Source organism: Streptomyces sp. Ag109_G2-15, from assembly GCF_900215565.1.
GTDB lineage: Bacteria > Actinomycetota > Actinomycetes > Streptomycetales > Streptomycetaceae > Streptomyces > Streptomyces diastatochromogenes.
The window spans coordinates 5,445,927-5,460,633 of the sequence record NZ_OCNI01000001.1 but is presented as its reverse complement, the minus strand read 5'-3'; the positions used below and the strand labels follow the sequence as shown (position 1 = coordinate 5,460,633).

The 14,707-nt window shown below is 69.9% G+C and carries 17 protein-coding genes; 5 read left to right on the top strand and 12 right to left on the bottom strand.

What is annotated here, in order from left to right:
* Positions 1-45: 45 nt before the first annotated feature.
* Entirely contained in the window at positions 46-861 is an 816-nt protein-coding gene (locus CRP49_RS24520) for an AbfB domain-containing protein (RefSeq protein ID WP_097255331.1), read from the top strand.
* Between the two features lie 83 nt (positions 862-944).
* On the opposite strand, the gene CRP49_RS24515 is transcribed toward CRP49_RS24520, so the two are convergent.
* From CRP49_RS24515 to CRP49_RS24480, 8 genes are read right to left on the bottom strand one after another with little or no spacing between them, the layout of a single operon-like run.
* On the bottom strand, positions 945-1,277 hold the full coding sequence (locus tag CRP49_RS24515; RefSeq protein WP_094214784.1) for a metal-sulfur cluster assembly factor: 333 nt from the start codon (positions 1,275-1,277) through the stop codon (positions 945-947).
* Entirely contained in the window at positions 1,274-1,741 is a 468-nt protein-coding gene (sufU, locus tag CRP49_RS24510) for a Fe-S cluster assembly sulfur transfer protein SufU (RefSeq protein ID WP_097255330.1), read from the bottom strand. The genes CRP49_RS24515 and sufU overlap by 4 nt, the downstream gene beginning before the upstream one ends.
* 18 nt (positions 1,742-1,759) lie before the next feature.
* A complete protein-coding gene (locus CRP49_RS24505) occupies positions 1,760-3,016 on the bottom strand; it encodes a cysteine desulfurase (protein ID WP_097255329.1) in 1,257 nt (418 codons plus the stop codon).
* A complete protein-coding gene (gene sufC, locus CRP49_RS24500) occupies positions 3,013-3,777 on the bottom strand; it encodes a Fe-S cluster assembly ATPase SufC (protein ID WP_097255328.1) in 765 nt (254 codons plus the stop codon). Before sufC ends, CRP49_RS24505 begins: the two co-directional genes overlap by 4 nt.
* A gap of 7 nt (positions 3,778-3,784) precedes the next feature.
* Positions 3,785-4,102 (bottom strand): non-heme iron oxygenase ferredoxin subunit, encoded by a 318-nt coding sequence (locus CRP49_RS24495; protein ID WP_094214788.1) that lies wholly within the window; start codon positions 4,100-4,102, stop codon positions 3,785-3,787.
* Entirely contained in the window at positions 4,099-5,283 is a 1,185-nt protein-coding gene (gene sufD, locus CRP49_RS24490; RefSeq protein WP_097255327.1) for a Fe-S cluster assembly protein SufD, read from the bottom strand. Before sufD ends, CRP49_RS24495 begins: the two co-directional genes overlap by 4 nt.
* Positions 5,284-5,338: 55 nt before the next feature.
* Positions 5,339-6,760: a Fe-S cluster assembly protein SufB gene (sufB, locus tag CRP49_RS24485; protein WP_097255326.1), complete on the bottom strand. Its 1,422-nt coding sequence runs from the start codon at positions 6,758-6,760 to the stop codon at positions 5,339-5,341.
* Positions 6,757-7,500: a metalloregulator ArsR/SmtB family transcription factor gene (locus CRP49_RS24480; RefSeq protein ID WP_097255325.1), complete on the bottom strand. Its 744-nt coding sequence runs from the start codon at positions 7,498-7,500 to the stop codon at positions 6,757-6,759. The genes sufB and CRP49_RS24480 overlap by 4 nt, the downstream gene beginning before the upstream one ends.
* Before the next feature lie 206 nt (positions 7,501-7,706).
* Between CRP49_RS24480 and CRP49_RS24475 the strand changes: the two genes are divergently transcribed.
* The 4 genes from CRP49_RS24475 to CRP49_RS24460 all read left to right on the top strand — a co-directional run bounded on the left by CRP49_RS24475 (position 7,707) and on the right by CRP49_RS24460 (position 11,369).
* A complete protein-coding gene (locus CRP49_RS24475) occupies positions 7,707-8,558 on the top strand; it encodes an aminoglycoside N(3)-acetyltransferase (RefSeq protein ID WP_097255324.1) in 852 nt (283 codons plus the stop codon).
* Positions 8,559-8,589: 31 nt separating this feature from the next.
* Positions 8,590-9,513 carry an ABC transporter ATP-binding protein gene (locus tag CRP49_RS24470; protein WP_097255323.1) on the top strand — a complete coding sequence of 308 codons (924 nt, stop codon included), beginning with the start codon at positions 8,590-8,592 and terminating at the stop codon, positions 9,511-9,513.
* A gap of 53 nt (positions 9,514-9,566) precedes the next feature.
* Positions 9,567-10,283 carry an ABC transporter permease gene (locus CRP49_RS24465; RefSeq protein WP_257033692.1) on the top strand — a complete coding sequence of 239 codons (717 nt, stop codon included), beginning with the start codon at positions 9,567-9,569 and terminating at the stop codon, positions 10,281-10,283.
* Positions 10,284-10,349: 66 nt separating this feature from the next.
* Positions 10,350-11,369, top strand: a complete 1,020-nt coding sequence (locus tag CRP49_RS24460; protein ID WP_097255321.1) for a heme A synthase — start codon at positions 10,350-10,352, stop codon at positions 11,367-11,369.
* Here CRP49_RS24460 and CRP49_RS24455 read toward each other — a convergent pair.
* The 4 genes from CRP49_RS24455 to CRP49_RS24440 all read right to left on the bottom strand — a co-directional run bounded on the left by CRP49_RS24455 (position 11,324) and on the right by CRP49_RS24440 (position 14,661).
* Positions 11,324-12,061 (bottom strand): nucleotidyltransferase domain-containing protein, encoded by a 738-nt coding sequence (locus tag CRP49_RS24455; RefSeq protein WP_097255320.1) that lies wholly within the window; start codon positions 12,059-12,061, stop codon positions 11,324-11,326. The genes CRP49_RS24460 and CRP49_RS24455 overlap by 46 nt on opposite strands.
* A gap of 18 nt (positions 12,062-12,079) precedes the next feature.
* Positions 12,080-13,186 (bottom strand): amidohydrolase family protein, encoded by a 1,107-nt coding sequence (locus CRP49_RS24450; RefSeq protein ID WP_097255319.1) that lies wholly within the window; start codon positions 13,184-13,186, stop codon positions 12,080-12,082.
* Between the two features lie 100 nt (positions 13,187-13,286).
* Positions 13,287-13,619 carry a hypothetical protein gene (locus CRP49_RS24445; protein ID WP_094214798.1) on the bottom strand — a complete coding sequence of 111 codons (333 nt, stop codon included), beginning with the start codon at positions 13,617-13,619 and terminating at the stop codon, positions 13,287-13,289.
* 73 nt (positions 13,620-13,692) lie between these two features.
* A complete protein-coding gene (locus CRP49_RS24440; RefSeq protein ID WP_373560364.1) occupies positions 13,693-14,661 on the bottom strand; it encodes a heme o synthase in 969 nt (322 codons plus the stop codon).
* Positions 14,662-14,707: the final 46 nt, after the last annotated feature.

Genomic DNA, 14,707 nt, shown 5'->3' with positions numbered 1-14,707 from the left:
CCCACACACCCCCGGCCGCCGCCCCGGGCGGCGGTGGAGAACCGTATGCCTGAGAGCACCCCCCACTCCCCGCGACGCCAGCCCTGGGAGAACGGCTGGACCCCGGACACCTCCCGGGCTCCCGGCACCCGAAGACTCTGGCTGGCCGGCGCGCTCGCCGTGGCCACGATCGCGGCCTGTGTGACGGCGATAGCCGTCAACGACAGGACCCACGACCAGCAGGCCACCCCGCCCGCGACCGGAGCACCCACGGACAACGGCCCCGGCCTGCTGTCCTTCGCCTCCCCTTCGACGAGTACGACCGCTCCGCCGAAGGGCAACACGAGCATGACCTCGCCAACCCCCTCCACCACCGCGTCCCCCACGCCCACCCACACGGCCGACGCGAAGCCCACCCCCGCCAAGTCCCCGGCTCACCACGGAAGTTCCCGGAAGCCGGCCACCGACCGGCGCTCGATCCAGTCCCTGAACTACCCCGACCGCTACTGGCACGTCGTCGGCGACTACGTGAAGCTCGACCCGGTCGACTCCCCCTCCGCCCGCCGCGCCGCCACCTTCACCCTGGTCAAGGGCCTGTCCGACGCCCGCTGCTACTCCTTCGCCACGGCCGACGGCGACTACCTCCGCCACCGCAACTTCCTCCTGCGCGCCGAACACAACGACGGCTCCCGCCTGTTCCGCCAGGACGCCACCTTCTGCCCCCGCACGTCCTCCGTCACCGGCGCGACCATGCTGGAGTCGGTCAACTACCCGGGCCGCTTCCTGCGCCACCAGAACTTCCAGCTGAAGCTGGACCCGTACCAGAACACGGACCTGTACCGGGCGGACTCGGCGTTCCGGCTGGTGGACGGGCTCGCCTGAGCCGACGAAGCCGGACACACGAAGCCGGACACACGGAAGCGGCGGCACCCGTCAGGTGCCGCCGCTTCACGTACGCGGATGTCTCAGACGTTGAACCCGAGCGCCCTAAGCTGCTCCCGGCCGTCGTCCGTGATCTTGTCGGGGCCCCACGGGGGCATCCAGACCCAGTTGATGCGGAGTTCGCTGACCAGGCCGTCCGTGGCGGACTTGGCCTGGTCCTCGATGACGTCCGTCAGCGGGCAGGCGGCGGAGGTCAGGGTCATGTCGATCGTCGCGATGTTCGCGTCGTCGATGTGGATGCCGTAGATCAGCCCGAGGTTGACCACATCGATGCCCAGCTCGGGGTCGACGACGTCGTACAGCGCCTCGCGGAGTTCCTCCTCCGAGGCCGGCTTCATCTCAACGGTCTCGCTCATGCCGTCTTCCTTTCGGCGTCGGCCCCGCCCAGGGCCTGGGCCGTCGCGTCCTTCCACGCCATCCAGCTGAGGAGGGCGCACTTGACCCGGGCCGGGTACTTGGAGACACCGGCGAACGCGACCGCGTCCTCCAGCACCTCCTCCATCGCGTCGTCGGGCTCGATCCGGCCCTTGGACTGCATCAGCTCCAGGAAGGCCTCCTGGATCTTCTGCGCCTCGGCCAGTTCCTTGCCGACGAGGAGTTCGTTCAGCACGGAGGCCGAGGCCTGGCTGATGGAGCAGCCCTGGCCCTCGTACGAGACGTCCTCGATGGTCGTGCCGTCGTACTTCACTCGGAGGGTGATCTCGTCGCCGCACGTCGGGTTCACGTGGTGCACCTCGGCGTCGCCATCCCGGAGACCACGCCCGTGCGGGTTCTTGTAGTGGTCCAGGATGACTTCCTGGTACATGGAGTCCAGCTTCACGGTTTCAGCTCACGCCTCTCAGCCGAAGAAGTTCCGTACGTGCTCCAAGCCGTCGACCAGTGCGTCGATCTCGGCCGGCGTGGAGTACAGATAGAACGACGCTCGCGTGGTCGCAGGAATTCCGTAGCGGAGGCAGACGGGCCGCGCGCAGTGGTGGCCGACGCGGACCGCGATGCCCTGCTCGTCGAGGACCTGGCCCACGTCGTGCGGGTGGATGTCCCCGAGGGTGAAGGAGATCGCGGCGCCGCGGTCCTCGGCCGTGGTCGGGCCGATGATCCTCAGGTCCGGGACCTCCGCCAGGCGCTTGACCGCGTACTCCGTCAGCGCGTGCTCGTGGGCGAGGATCTTCTCCATGCCGATCGAGTTCAGGTAGTCGATCGCGGCGCCCAGGCCGACGGCCTGCGCGATCGGGGGCGTACCCGCCTCGAACTTGTGGGGCGCGGGAGCGTAGGTCGAGGAGTGCATGGACACCGTCTCGATCATCTCGCCGCCGCCCAGGAACGGAGGCAGGTCCTCCAGCAGCTCCTGACGGCCCCAGAGGACGCCGATGCCGGTCGGGCCGCACATCTTGTGGCCGGTGAAGGCCACGAAGTCGGCCTGCAGGGCCTGCACGTCCAGCGGCATGTGCGGGGCGGCCTGCGAGGCGTCGATGCAGACCAGCGCACCGACCTCCTGCGCCCGGCGCACTATCGCCTCGACCGGGTTGATCGTGCCCAGGATGTTCGACACCAGCACGAAGGAGACGATCTTCGTCTTCTCGGTGATGATCTCGTCGATGTTGGAGAGGTCGAGACGGCCGTCGTCGGTGAGGCCGAACCACTTCAGCTTCGCGCCCGTGCGCTGCGCCAGCAGCTGCCACGGCACGATGTTGGAGTGGTGCTCCATCTCCGTGATGACGATCTCGGTCTCGTGGTCCACCCGGTAGGGCTCGTCGGCCCAGCCCAGCATGTTCGCCACGAGGTTCAGCGACTCGGAGGCGTTCTTGGTGAAGATCACCTCGTCGCGGCTCGGCGCGTTGATGAACGCGGCGACCTTGTCGCGCGCGCCCTCGTACAGCGCCGTGGCCTCCTCGGCGAGCACATGCACACCGCGGTGGACGTTGGCGTTGTAGCGCTCGTAGTACTCGCTCAGGGCGTCCAGCACCTGGCGCGGCTTCTGCGAGGTCGCCGCGTTGTCCAGGTACACGAGCTTCTTGCCGTCGTGGATCAGTCGGTCCAGGACGGGGAAGTCCTTGCGGATCGCCTCGGTGTCGAGGAGGCCCGGCAGCTGTGTCACGCGGATGCGCCACCCTTCGTGTATGCCTCGTAGCCCTCGTCCTCCAGCTTGTCGGCGAGCTCGGCACCGCCGGACTCGACGATGCGACCGCCGGAGAAGACGTGGACGTAGTCGGGCTTGATGTAGCGCAGGATGCGCGTGTAGTGGGTGATCAGCAGGGTGCCGACCTCGCCGGTCTCGCGGACGCGGTTGACGCCCTCGGAGACGATGCGGAGCGCGTCGACGTCCAGGCCGGAGTCGGTCTCGTCGAGGACCGCGACCTTCGGCTTGAGCAGTTCGAGCTGGAGGATCTCGTGGCGCTTCTTCTCACCGCCGGAGAAGCCCTCGTTGACGTTGCGCTCGGCGAAGGCCGGGTCCATGTTGAGGCGCTCCATGGCCTCCTTGACCTCCTTCACCCAGGTACGCAGCTTGGGGGCCTCGCCGCGGATGGCGGTGGCGGAGGTGCGCAGGAAGTTGGAGACCGAGACGCCGGGGACCTCGACCGGGTACTGCATCGCCAGGAACAGGCCCGCGCGGGCGCGCTCGTCGACGGACATCTCCAGGACGTCCTCGCCGTCGAGCAGCACGGTGCCGCCGGTGATCGTGTACTTCGGGTGACCCGCGAGCGAGTAGGCGAGGGTCGACTTGCCGGAGCCGTTGGGGCCCATGATGGCGTGCGTCTCGCCCTGCTTCACGGTGAGGTCGACGCCCTTGAGGATCTCCTTCGTGGCGTTGTCGGCCTCGACGGTGACGTGCAGGTCTCGGATTTCAAGCGTTGCCATGGGTGCCTCAGGACTCCTGGGTGAGGGAGACGAGAACGTCGTCCCCTTCGATCTTTACGGGGTAAACGGGGACGGGGCGCGTCGCGGGGAGGCCGGACGGCTTGCCGGTGCGGAGGTCGAAGCTGGAGCCGTGCAGCCAGCACTCGATCTGACAGTCCTCCACCTCGCCCTCGGAGAGCGAGACGTTCGCGTGGGAGCAGATGTCGTGGATCGCGAAGACCTCGCCCTCGGTCTGCACGATGGACACGGGCGTGCCGTCGAGTTCCACCCGCTTCGGGGTGTCCTCCTCCAGCTCGCTCAGCCCACAGGCGCGTACGAAGGTCATGCGACCGAAGCCTCCAGCTCCTCCTCGATCTTCGCGAGCAGGCGCTCCTCGATGTCCGCGACACCGATCTGCTGGACCAGCTCGGCGAAGAAGCCACGGACGACGAGGCGGCGGGCCTCGTGCTCCGGGATGCCGCGGGCCATCAGGTAGAAGAGCTGCTCGTCGTCGAAGCGGCCGGTCGCGGAGGCGTGGCCGGCGCCGACGATCTCGCCGGTCTCGATCTCCAGGTTCGGCACCGAGTCGACCCGCGCGCCGTCGGTCAGGACCAGGTTGCGGTTCATCTCGTAGGTGTCCGTGCCCTCGGCCTTGGCCTCGATGAGCACGTCACCGATCCACACCGCGTGCGCGTCGTCGCCCTGGAGCGCGCCCTTGTAGACGACGTTCGACTTGCAGTGCGGGGTGTTGTGGTCGACCAGGAGGCGGTGCTCCTGGTGCTGCCCGGCGTCGGTGAAGTACAGGCCGAGCAGCTCGGCCTCGCCGCCGGTGCCCGCGTAGGTGACGCGCGGGTGCAGGCGGACCAGGTCACCGCCGAAGGTCACGACGACCGACTTGAAGCTCGCGTCCCGGCCGACGAGGGCGTTGTGCTGGGCCACGTGCACGGCCTTGTCGTCCCAGTCCTGGACGGAGACGACGGTCAGCTTGGCGCCGTCGCCCAGGATGTAGTCGACGTTGGCCGCGAGCACCGCGTCACCGGTGTGGTCGATGACGACGACGGCCTCGGCGAAGGCACCCAGCTCGATGACCTGGTGGCCGAAGGCGACCCCGCCCGCACCGTGCACGGCGATGCGGATCGGCTCGGTGAGCACCGTCTCCTTGGGGACGGTGACCACGCCGGCCTGCTCGAACGCCGAGTACGCCTGGGCGGCCACGCGGTCCACCGGGGTGCCCGCCTTGCCGACGCGCGCGTCGGCGCGGCCGACGGTCTCGACGGTGACGCCCTCGGGGGCCTCGACGGTGACCTTCACGCCCTCGCCGTTGGCGACGGCGGTGCCGTCGTGCAGCCCGCGCAGGCGCTCCAGCGGGGTGAACCGCCACTCCTCCTCGCGGCCGTGCGGGACCGGGAAGTCCGCGACGTCGAAGGACGGGGGCGCACTCATGCGCGTGGCGACGGTCGACTCGGCGGCAACGGCCACCGCGCCGGCGGTGGTGGACCCCACCGGGATGTTCTGAGCCTCAGCCATGGCTGTCGTAGTGCTCGCTTTCTGAGTAAGACGTGTGCTGACCGATGGGGCGGGCTTAGCCGACCGCGCCTTCCATCTGCAGCTCGATCAGCCGGTTGAGCTCGAGGGCGTACTCCATCGGGAGCTCCTTGGCGATCGGCTCGACGAAGCCGCGCACGATCATCGCCATCGCCTCGAACTCGGTCATGCCCCGGCTCATCAGGTAGAAGAGCTGGTCGTCGCTGACCTTGGAGACGGTCGCCTCGTGGCCCATGGACACGTCGTCCTCGCGGACGTCCACGTACGGGTACGTGTCGGAGCGGGAGATGGTGTCGACGAGCAGCGCGTCGCACAGCACGTTCGACTTGGAGCCGTGGGCGCCCTCGCCGATCTCGACGAGACCGCGGTAGGACGTACGACCGCCACCGCGCGCCACCGACTTGGAGACGATGTTGGAGGAGGTGTTCGGCGCCATGTGGACCATCTTGGAGCCGGCGTCCTGGTGCTGCCCCTCGCCCGCGAAGGCGATGGAGAGGGTCTCACCCTTGGCGTGCTCGCCCATCAGGTAGACGGCCGGGTACTTCATCGTCACCTTGGAGCCGATGTTGCCGTCGATCCACTCCATGGTCGCGCCCTCGTACGCCACGGCGCGCTTGGTGACCAGGTTGTAGACGTTGTTCGACCAGTTCTGGATGGTCGTGTAGCGGCAGCGGGCATTCTTCTTGACGATGATCTCGACCACGGCGCTGTGCAGCGAGTCCGACTTGTAGATCGGGGCCGTACAACCCTCGACGTAGTGCACGTAGGCACCCTCGTCGACGATGATCAGGGTCCGCTCGAACTGGCCCATGTTCTCCGTGTTGATACGGAAGTAGGCCTGGAGCGGGATCTCCACGTGGACGCCCGGCGGGACGTAGATGAAGGAGCCGCCCGACCACACGGCCGTGTTCAGCGAGGCGAACTTGTTGTCACCGACCGGGATGACCGTGCCGAAGTACTCCTTGAAGAGCTCCGGGTGCTCCTTCAGCGCGGTGTCGGTGTCGAGGAAGATGACGCCCTGTTCCTCCAGGTCCTCGCGGATCTGGTGGTAGACGACCTCCGACTCGTACTGGGCGGCGACACCGGCGACGAGGCGCTGCTTCTCGGCCTCCGGGATGCCCAGCTTGTCGTAGGTGTTCTTGATGTCCTCGGGCAGGTCCTCCCAGGACTCCGCCTGCTTCTCCGTGGAGCGCACGAAGTACTTGATGTTGTCGAAGTCGATGCCCGACAGGTCCGAGCCCCAGTTCGGCATGGGCTTCTTCTCGAAGAGGCGCAGGCCCTTGAGACGGAGCTTGGTCATCCACTCCGGCTCGGACTTCTTCGCCGAGATGTCCCGGACCACGTCCTCGTTCAGACCACGCTTCGCAGAGGCGCCGGCCTCGTCGGAGTCGGCCCAACCGTATTCGTACTTGCCCAGACCCTCGAGTTCGGGGTGGGCAGTCTCCGTGGGGAGCGTCATGCGGGGTTCCTCCCGGCCGTGCTAGCAGATGCGTTGTCGCTGGTCTTGGAAATCTTGGGGATGAACGTCGTGCAGACGCCGTCGCCGTGCGCGATGGTCGCCAGTCGCTGGACGTGGGTCCCCAGCAGCTCGGCGAAGATCTCCGTCTCCGCCTCGCACAGCTGCGGGAACTGTTCCGCCACGTGGGCGACCGGGCAGTGATGCTGGCACAGCTGTTCGCCGACCGGTGCGCTACGCGCCGTAGCAGCGTACCCGTCCACACTCAGGGCCTTGGCCAGCGCTTCGGTGCGCTCGTCGGGGCTGACACTCTCGATCGCCTTGCGGTACGCGCCCGCCTGGGCGGCGATCCGGGCGCGGGCGAAGGCGGCGACCGCGTCGGCCCCGCCCTCCCGCTCGGCGATCCAGCGCAGGGCGTCCGCGGCGAGCTTGTCGTACGACTGGTCGAAGGCGTCCCGGCCGCAGTCCGTCAGCGCGAAGACCTTGGCGGGACGGCCACGCGTGCGCGTGCCGTACACCCGCTGCTCGCGCGCCTCGACGACGTCGTCCGCGACCAGCGCGTCCAGGTGCCGTCGTACGGCCGCCGGGGTCAGGCCCAGGCGTCCGGCGAGTTCGGTGACGGTCGACGGGCCGTGGTCCAGGATGGACCGCGCGACCCGGTTGCGCGTCGAGCGCTCCCCAGTCGCGAGCTCCTCCTGAGGGGTACCCACCGGGGTCTCCCGAGCCTCGCCGACGTTTTTCACAACGCCATTGTTGCGTAATTCTTCAGAGCCTGACAAGCGCCGTCGGGATCATCGGGCGGTGCCCTGCGTCACTTAGGCATACCTAATCTGACCTGCGGAAATGATCTTCTGATCGATCATCCGGCGGTGGTCCGTCGATCGTCCGACCTGGGCCGGGACCGCAAAACGGTGGCGTCTTCCACGCCCGTCGGGAAGACTCCCGAACCATGTCCACACCCCCTCCGACCGGCCCTCTTGTCACTCGCGACACGGTCTCCACGCAGCTGCGGCTGCTGGGTGTCGAGACCGGCGAGATCCTCCTCGTGCACTCCTCGCTGAGTTCCCTCGGCTGGGTCAACGGAGGCGCCGTCGCCGTCGTCCAGGGACTCCTCGACGCGCTCGGCCCCTCCGGCACGCTCGTCGTGCCCACCCAGACCGGCGGCCTGTCCGACCCGGCCGTGTGGGCCAACCCTCCGGTGCCCGAGGAGTGGTGGGACCGGATCCGGGCCACGATGCCCGGCTACGACCCCCTGATCACCCCGTCGCGCGGGGTCGGGGTGATACCGGAGGCCGTCCGTACCTGGCCGGGCGCCCTGCGCAGCGCGCACCCGCAGACCTCCTTCGCCGCGCTCGGGCCGCGCGCCGCGGAGATAGTCGACGGCCACGCCCCCGACTGCCGGCTGGGCGAGCGCAGCCCGCTGGCCCGGCTGGAGCTGCTGGGCGCCCGGGTGCTGCTGCTCGGCGCGGGTTACGACGCCTGCACCAGCTTCCACCTGGCCGAGTACCGCATACCGTCCCCGCTCGTGCCGGTCGGCCGGCCGGCACCGGGCGGTGGCTGGGAGACGGTGACCGAGGTGTCGATCACCTCGGACCGCTTCGACGAGCTGGGCCACGACTTCGAACGGGACCGTCCCGTCGTACGCGGCAAGGTGGGCGCGGCCGACGCCCGGCTGTTCCCGGTGGCGGACGCGGTGGCCTACGCCGAGCGGTGGCTGGCCGTGCACCGCCCCCGTGAGGAGGAGTTCCCCTACCCTCCCCCACGCTCGGCTCCGCTCGAGCGGGGGGACCCCCACTCCTGAACGGCCCAGCGGCTCCCTAGACTCTGGATCCATGCGAAGTGAGCCCGTGGTCCAGGTCCAGGCCCTGGTGAAGCGGTACGGCACGAAGACCGCGGTGGACGGCCTCGACCTGGCGGCCCAGGCGGGAGTGACCGCCGTACTCGGCCCCAACGGGGCGGGGAAGACGACCACGGTCGAGACCTGCGAGGGGTACCGGAAGCCGGATGCCGGCACGGTGCGCGTCCTGGGCCTCGACCCGGTACGGCAGGCCGCCGAGCTGCGTCCGCGCATCGGCGTGATGCTCCAGTCCGGGGGCGTGTACTCCGGCGCCAGAGCGGACGAGATGCTGCGCCACGTCGCCAAGCTGCACGCGCATCCGCTGGACGTGGACGCGCTGATCGAACGCCTCGGGCTCGGCTCCTGCGGCCGCACCAGTTACCGCCGGCTGTCCGGCGGCCAGCAGCAGCGGCTGGCGCTCGCCATGGCCGTCGTCGGCCGCCCGGAACTGGTCTTCCTGGACGAGCCGACGGCCGGCCTCGACCCGCAGGCCCGCCGGGCCACCTGGGACCTGGTCAGGGACCTGCGCGCCGACGGCGTCTCGGTGATCCTCACCACGCACCACATGGAAGAGGCCGAGCAGCTCGCCGACGACGTCGCGATCATCGACGGCGGCCGGGTCATCGCAAAGGGCTCCCCGGAGGAGCTGTGCAAGGGCGGCGCCGAGAACACCCTGCGCTTCACCGGCCGTCCCGGCCTCGACGTGGCCTCCCTGCTCAAGGCGCTCCCGGCCGACTGCACGGCCGCCGAGCTGACCCCGGGCAGCTACCGGGTCGTCGGCAAGGTCGACCCGCAGCTGCTGGCCACGGTGACCTCGTGGTGCGCCCAGCACGGGGTGATGCCGGACCGGATCTCGGTGGAACGGCACACTCTGGAGGACGTTTTTCTTGAGCTGACCGGCAAGGAGCTGCGCTCGTGACGACCGCGACCGGTACGTACGCCCCCAAGCCGGGCGCGGCGCCCCTCCCCCGCATGATCGCGGCCCAGGCGGCGCTGGAGACCAAGATGCTGCTGCGCAACGGCGAGCAGCTGCTGCTGACGGTCGTGATCCCGACCCTGCTGCTGGTGCTCTTCAGTTCCGTGGACATCGTCGACACCGGCAAGGGCAAGGCGGTCGACTTCCTCGCGCCCGGCATCCTGGCCCTCGCCGTGATGTCGACGGCGTTCACCGGGCAGGCCATCGCGACCGGCTTCGAGCGCCGCTACGGCGTGCTGAAGCGGCTCGCCTCCTCCCCGCTGCCGCGCTGGGGCCTGATGGCCGCGAAGACGGCGTCCGTCCTGGTGACGGAGGTCCTCCAGGTGATCCTGCTGACGGTGATCGCCTTCGCGCTGGGCTGGTCCCCGCACGGCAACCCCATCGCCGTCCTGCTCCTGCTGATCCTCGGCACGGCCGCCTTCTCGGGCCTCGGCCTGCTGATGGCGGGCACCCTGAAGGCGGAGGCGACCCTGGCCGCCGCCAACCTGGTCTTCCTGCTGCTGCTCGTCGGCGGCGGCGTGATCGTGCCGCTGGACAAGTTCGGCTCGGCGGGCCGGCAGATCCTCGGCCTGCTGCCCATCTCGGCCCTCTCCGACGGCCTGCGGGACGTGCTCCAGCACGGCGCCGGGATGCCGTGGGGCGACCTCGGCATCCTCGCCCTGTGGGCGGTCGTGGGGCTCGCGGCGGCCGGGAAGTTCTTCCGCTGGGAGTAGCCACGGAGGCGGGACCCTCGTGTTCGGGGTGCCCCTCGTGAAAGCGTGCACAAGCGGCGGCCTACGATGGTGCGCGTGCCAAAGCTGACCCCCGCCGACGCCGTGGCGGCCCTGCGCAACCCGCTCGCCTTCATCGCCGCACGCTGGACCCCGGATCCCCGGACGGTCCGGCGGGCGGCGCTCGCCGCGCTCGTCATGTCGGTGGTCATCGTCGTCACCGGCGGTGCCGTACGCCTGACGGGCTCGGGCCTGGGCTGCCCGACCTGGCCCACGTGCACCGACGACTCGCTGACCACCACCAGTGCGATGGGCTTCCACGGAGCCATCGAGTTCGGCAACCGCATGCTGACGTACGTGCTGTGCGCGGCCGTCGGCTGGGCGATCATCGCCGCCCGCTCCGAGAAGCCGTACCGGCGCAGCCTCACCCGGCTGGGCTGGACGCAGTTCTGGGTGGTCATGGGCAACGCGGTGCTCGGCGGCATCGTGGTCCTGGTGGGCCTGAACCCGTACACGGTCGCCGCGCACTTCCTGCTCTCGACGGGCCTCATCACCGTCGCCACGGTGATGTGGCAGCGCACCCGCGAGGGCGACGGGGAGCCGCGGCCCCTGGTCGGCAAGGCCGTGCGGCAGCTGGTGTGGTTCCTGGTGGCCGCGTCCGCGCTGCTGATCGCGGTCGGCACGGTGGTGACCGGGGCCGGGCCGCACGCGGGCGACTCCAGCGAGGTCGAGCGGATCCCGATCGACTGGGAGACGGTCAGCAAGCTGCACGCCGTGCTCGCCTGGATCGTGGTGACCCTCACCTTCGCCCTGTGGTTCGTGCTCAAGGCCGTCGACGCCCCCAAGGGCCCCCTCGACCGCACCCGCGAGCTGTTCCTGATCCTGCTCGCGCAGGGTGCCATCGGCTACGTCCAGTACTTCACGCACCTGCCCGAGGCTCTCGTCGGCCTCCACATGTTCGGCTCGTGCCTGGTGTGGATCGGTGTCCTGCGCGTCCTGCTGTCGCTGCGGGAACGCCCCGATGTGACGGCCGGTTTCCCCGCTCAGTCGCACGACGCCGTGAGCGCGTCGATCGCCGGGCCCAGGTAGTCCCGGGTCAGCAGAGCCCGACGCGCCGTCCACTCCTCGGTGGGCGGCGCGGAACCGCCGTAGCGGCGTCGGCGGATGTCCTCGACGACCTCTACGGGTGCGCCCAGGCCGGGCAGCAGGTCCAGGGCCTCGCGCTTGGAGATCAGCCGTCCGTCGCGCGCGGTGACGGTGGCGCGGGCGAAGGTGACCATCCCCAGGTCGACCCACACGTCCTGCGTCCACAGCGGTGCCTTGTCGACGGCCGGCCGCCAGAAGTCCCGCTGGTCGCGTACGACGAAGTCGCCGAGTTCCCGGTCCGGCACCGGCGGCAGCAGCCCGGCGGGCACGCGCCCGTGCAGCACCCGCCCGAAGGAGTGCAGCTCACGCCGGGTCACCGGGGTGACCGTCCGCTTGAACAGCTGCTCGTGCGCCCACGTCAGATGGCGGCGGGCGGCGTCGTCCACGGTGTCCGGGGTGAGATAGGTGCAGTGCAGCCCGGCGGCGAGGGGCTGGGCCCGCATGCGGGCGTGCACGACGGCCACCTTCCATACGTCACCCGGGGTCACGGGGTGCGGCAGCACCGCGATCAGATCCAGGTCGCTGCGGCCCTCCTGGTAGTCGCCGCCGGCGAGCGAGCCGTGCGCCCAGACGGCGACGGGCCGCAGTGCCGTCAGTTCACGGAGGAAGCGGTCCAGTAACGTCTCGGTCTCCATCCGCTCAGTCTGTACAGCTCACCCCAGCCCATAAACTCTGCGCGCGTTGTCCGCCGCGACCATCCGGGCCACCCGCTGCGCGTCCCCCAGGGACCACGCGCCCTCCGCCACCCAGCCGCCCAGCACCCGGCCCAGCGCCTCGCGGAACAGACGGGCCCCGACGACGTGCAGCTCGGGCAGGCCGTGGGCGCCGCTGGAGAAGAGGATCTTGCCGAACGGGGCCAGCTCCAGGGTCTCGGCGAGGACCGTGGCCGCACGGGCACCGGTGCGGACGAGGGCCGCGCCCGAGTCGGCGTACACGTGCGGGAAGACGCCGGCCAGGTGGGCGGTGTGGCGGTGGTACGGGTAGCCGTGCAGCAGGACCAGATCCGTGCCGAGCCCGGCGGTTGCCCGGACGAAGTCGGTGAGCAGCACCGGGTCCGTACGGTCGATGCGCGAGCCGGGCTCGCCGAGACCGGAGTGCAGTTGGAGGGGCAGCCCCGAGGCGACCGCGATCCACAGCAGGTGCCGGAGCAGCACCGGGTCGCTCAGCTCGCCGCCGACCCGCCGCCCGGCCAGCCAGCGGCCCGCCGCGCCGCGCACCTCGCCCGGTCCGGGCGGCTCCGGCGCGAGCGCGAGGCCGTGCCGCAGACCTGCCACGGAGGTGAAGGCGACGGCGTTCGCGGCGGCTCCGTGCACCGACTCGGCGAGGTTGGCGAGAAACGACTCGACGGTGCCCGAGGTGTCGGCGACCTGCTCCGCGAGCAGTTCGAGCCGGACGATCTCGCAGGCCTCGGCGTCGCCCGTGGAGGCCATCTCGGCGGGGCCGGTGAGGTCGCCGGGCAGGCCCGTGTCGACGAGGTAGGTGGTGATGCCGCTGCCGCGCAGCAGCCTGCGGCCGGCTTCCAGTACGCCGAGTTCGCGGCGCCGGGCGAGATAGCGGGCCGGCGAGCAGTGGGGTTCCAGGCCGAGGAGGGGCGGGCACCAGCGGCGTACGGCGAAGCCGGTCTGGGTGTCGAAGAGGGTGGTGCCCGGGGCGGGCGGGCCCTCGGTGCGCGCGAGCTGGGCCTCGAACGTGCCGAGGCCCAGTTCCGTTCTCAGGACACCGTGGCAGTACTGGTCCACCAGGGACGGCGTTTCGATCATCCGGGCTCCCCGGGGCTGGACGTTCCTCACACGTCCTAACGGGTGAACCGGGTGTCAGGTGTTGCTGGTGTCAGGTGTTGCTGGTTCCGCTGCGGTCGGTTCAGGCGTTGCTCGGACCGCCGAGCTGGATCCCGGCCATCCGCTTCCACTCGTACGGACCCGTCTTCACCTTCGCCGCGAACTCGCCGTCGAAGGACTCGTGGACCGTGATGCCCGCCTTCCGCACCGCCTGCTCGGCGATCTCGGTGCTGGGGGCCACCAGGTCGCCCCAGCCGCCGTCCTCGCCGACGAGGACGATCCGGGCGCCGCGCTCGCCGATGTGGGCCACCTGGCCCTCGGCGCCGCCGTGCGCCTTGGAGAAGGCGCTGATCTGCTTCGCGAGCCGGGCCGCCGTACGCTCGGCCTTCGGGTCAACCTGCTGCGTGTCTGCCATGGCCAGGATGCTACTCACGGGTAGATCGGCTGGCGAGAGCAGGGCCCTGTGACCTGTGACGTACGGCGGTCCGTCAGCGCAGGAAGGGGTCCACCGCGACCGCGACGAAGAGGATCGACACGTAGGTGATCGACCAGTGGAACAGGCGCATCTCCTTGAGCTTGGCGCCGGTCACCTCGGCCTTCGCCCGGTTCTGCAGCCCGTGCGCCTCCCACAGCCAGAAGCCGCCGGCCGCGAGGGCGACCAGGGTGTAGAACCAGCCGGTGTAGCCGAGCGGGGTCAGCAGCAGGGAGACGGCGACCATCACCCAGCTGTAGATGACGATCTGCCGGGCGACCACCTTGTTGGAGGCGATGACCGGGAGCATCGGAACGCCCACGCGCGCGTAGTCCTCCCTGACCTTCATGGACAGCGGCCAGTAGTGCGGCGGCGTCCAGAAGAACATGACGAGGAAGAGGATGATCGGCGCCCAGGACATCGAGTCGGTGACGGCGGACCAGCCGATCAGCACCGGCAGGCAGCCGGCGATACCGCCCCACACGATGTTCTGCGACGTACGCCGCTTGAGGATCATCGTGTAGACGACGACGTAGAAGAGGAGCGCTCCGAGTGACAGCCAGGCGCTCAGCCAGTTGACGGTCAACCCGAACAGCAGCGTCGAGACGACCGCGAGGGTGATGCCGAAGGCCAGGCACTCGCGCGGGCTGACCATCCCGGTGACCAGCGGGCGCTGCGAGGTGCGGTCCATCAGGGCGTCGATGTCCCGGTCGATGTACATGTTCAGCGCGTTCGCGCCGCCCGCCGAGAGGTAGCCACCGACGCAGGTGAGCAGGACCAGCTTCAGGTCGGGTACACCCTGCTGTGCCAGGAACATCACCGGAACGGTGGTGATGAGCAGCAGCTCGATGATCCGCGGCTTGGTCAGAGCCACGAATGCCTTGACACGGGCCCCGAACGGCCGGTGAACCGGGCTTTGGCTCGTCCCGAGCGCACCCGCTGGACGGGATTCGACGGCCGTCACGCACACCCCTGACAGAGACATCCCAGCAAGCCTCCCCTGTGAAGTCCCGGTAAAGGCTCGCGCGTAC

Coding starts and splice junctions, on each gene's coding strand:
- sufC (WP_097255328.1), bottom strand. CDS start 3,777: ATGGCAACGCTTGAAATCCGAGACCTGCACGTCACCGTCGAGGCCGAC.
- CRP49_RS24470 (WP_097255323.1), top strand. CDS start 8,590: ATGCGAAGTGAGCCCGTGGTCCAGGTCCAGGCCCTGGTGAAGCGGTAC.
- CRP49_RS24450 (WP_097255319.1), bottom strand. CDS start 13,186: ATGATCGAAACGCCGTCCCTGGTGGACCAGTACTGCCACGGTGTCCTG.
- CRP49_RS24455 (WP_097255320.1), bottom strand. CDS start 12,061: ATGGAGACCGAGACGTTACTGGACCGCTTCCTCCGTGAACTGACGGCA.
- CRP49_RS24495 (WP_094214788.1), bottom strand. CDS start 4,102: ATGACCTTCGTACGCGCCTGTGGGCTGAGCGAGCTGGAGGAGGACACC.
- sufB (WP_097255326.1), bottom strand. CDS start 6,760: ATGACGCTCCCCACGGAGACTGCCCACCCCGAACTCGAGGGTCTGGGC.
- CRP49_RS24515 (WP_094214784.1), bottom strand. CDS start 1,277: ATGAGCGAGACCGTTGAGATGAAGCCGGCCTCGGAGGAGGAACTCCGC.
- CRP49_RS24465 (WP_257033692.1), top strand. CDS start 9,567: ATGATCGCGGCCCAGGCGGCGCTGGAGACCAAGATGCTGCTGCGCAAC.
- CRP49_RS24475 (WP_097255324.1), top strand. CDS start 7,707: ATGTCCACACCCCCTCCGACCGGCCCTCTTGTCACTCGCGACACGGTC.
- sufD (WP_097255327.1), bottom strand. CDS start 5,283: ATGGCTGAGGCTCAGAACATCCCGGTGGGGTCCACCACCGCCGGCGCG.
- CRP49_RS24520 (WP_097255331.1), top strand. CDS start 46: ATGCCTGAGAGCACCCCCCACTCCCCGCGACGCCAGCCCTGGGAGAAC.
- CRP49_RS24460 (WP_097255321.1), top strand. CDS start 10,350: ATGGTGCGCGTGCCAAAGCTGACCCCCGCCGACGCCGTGGCGGCCCTG.
- CRP49_RS24440 (WP_373560364.1), bottom strand. CDS start 14,661: ATGTCTCTGTCAGGGGTGTGCGTGACGGCCGTCGAATCCCGTCCAGCG.
- CRP49_RS24445 (WP_094214798.1), bottom strand. CDS start 13,619: ATGGCAGACACGCAGCAGGTTGACCCGAAGGCCGAGCGTACGGCGGCC.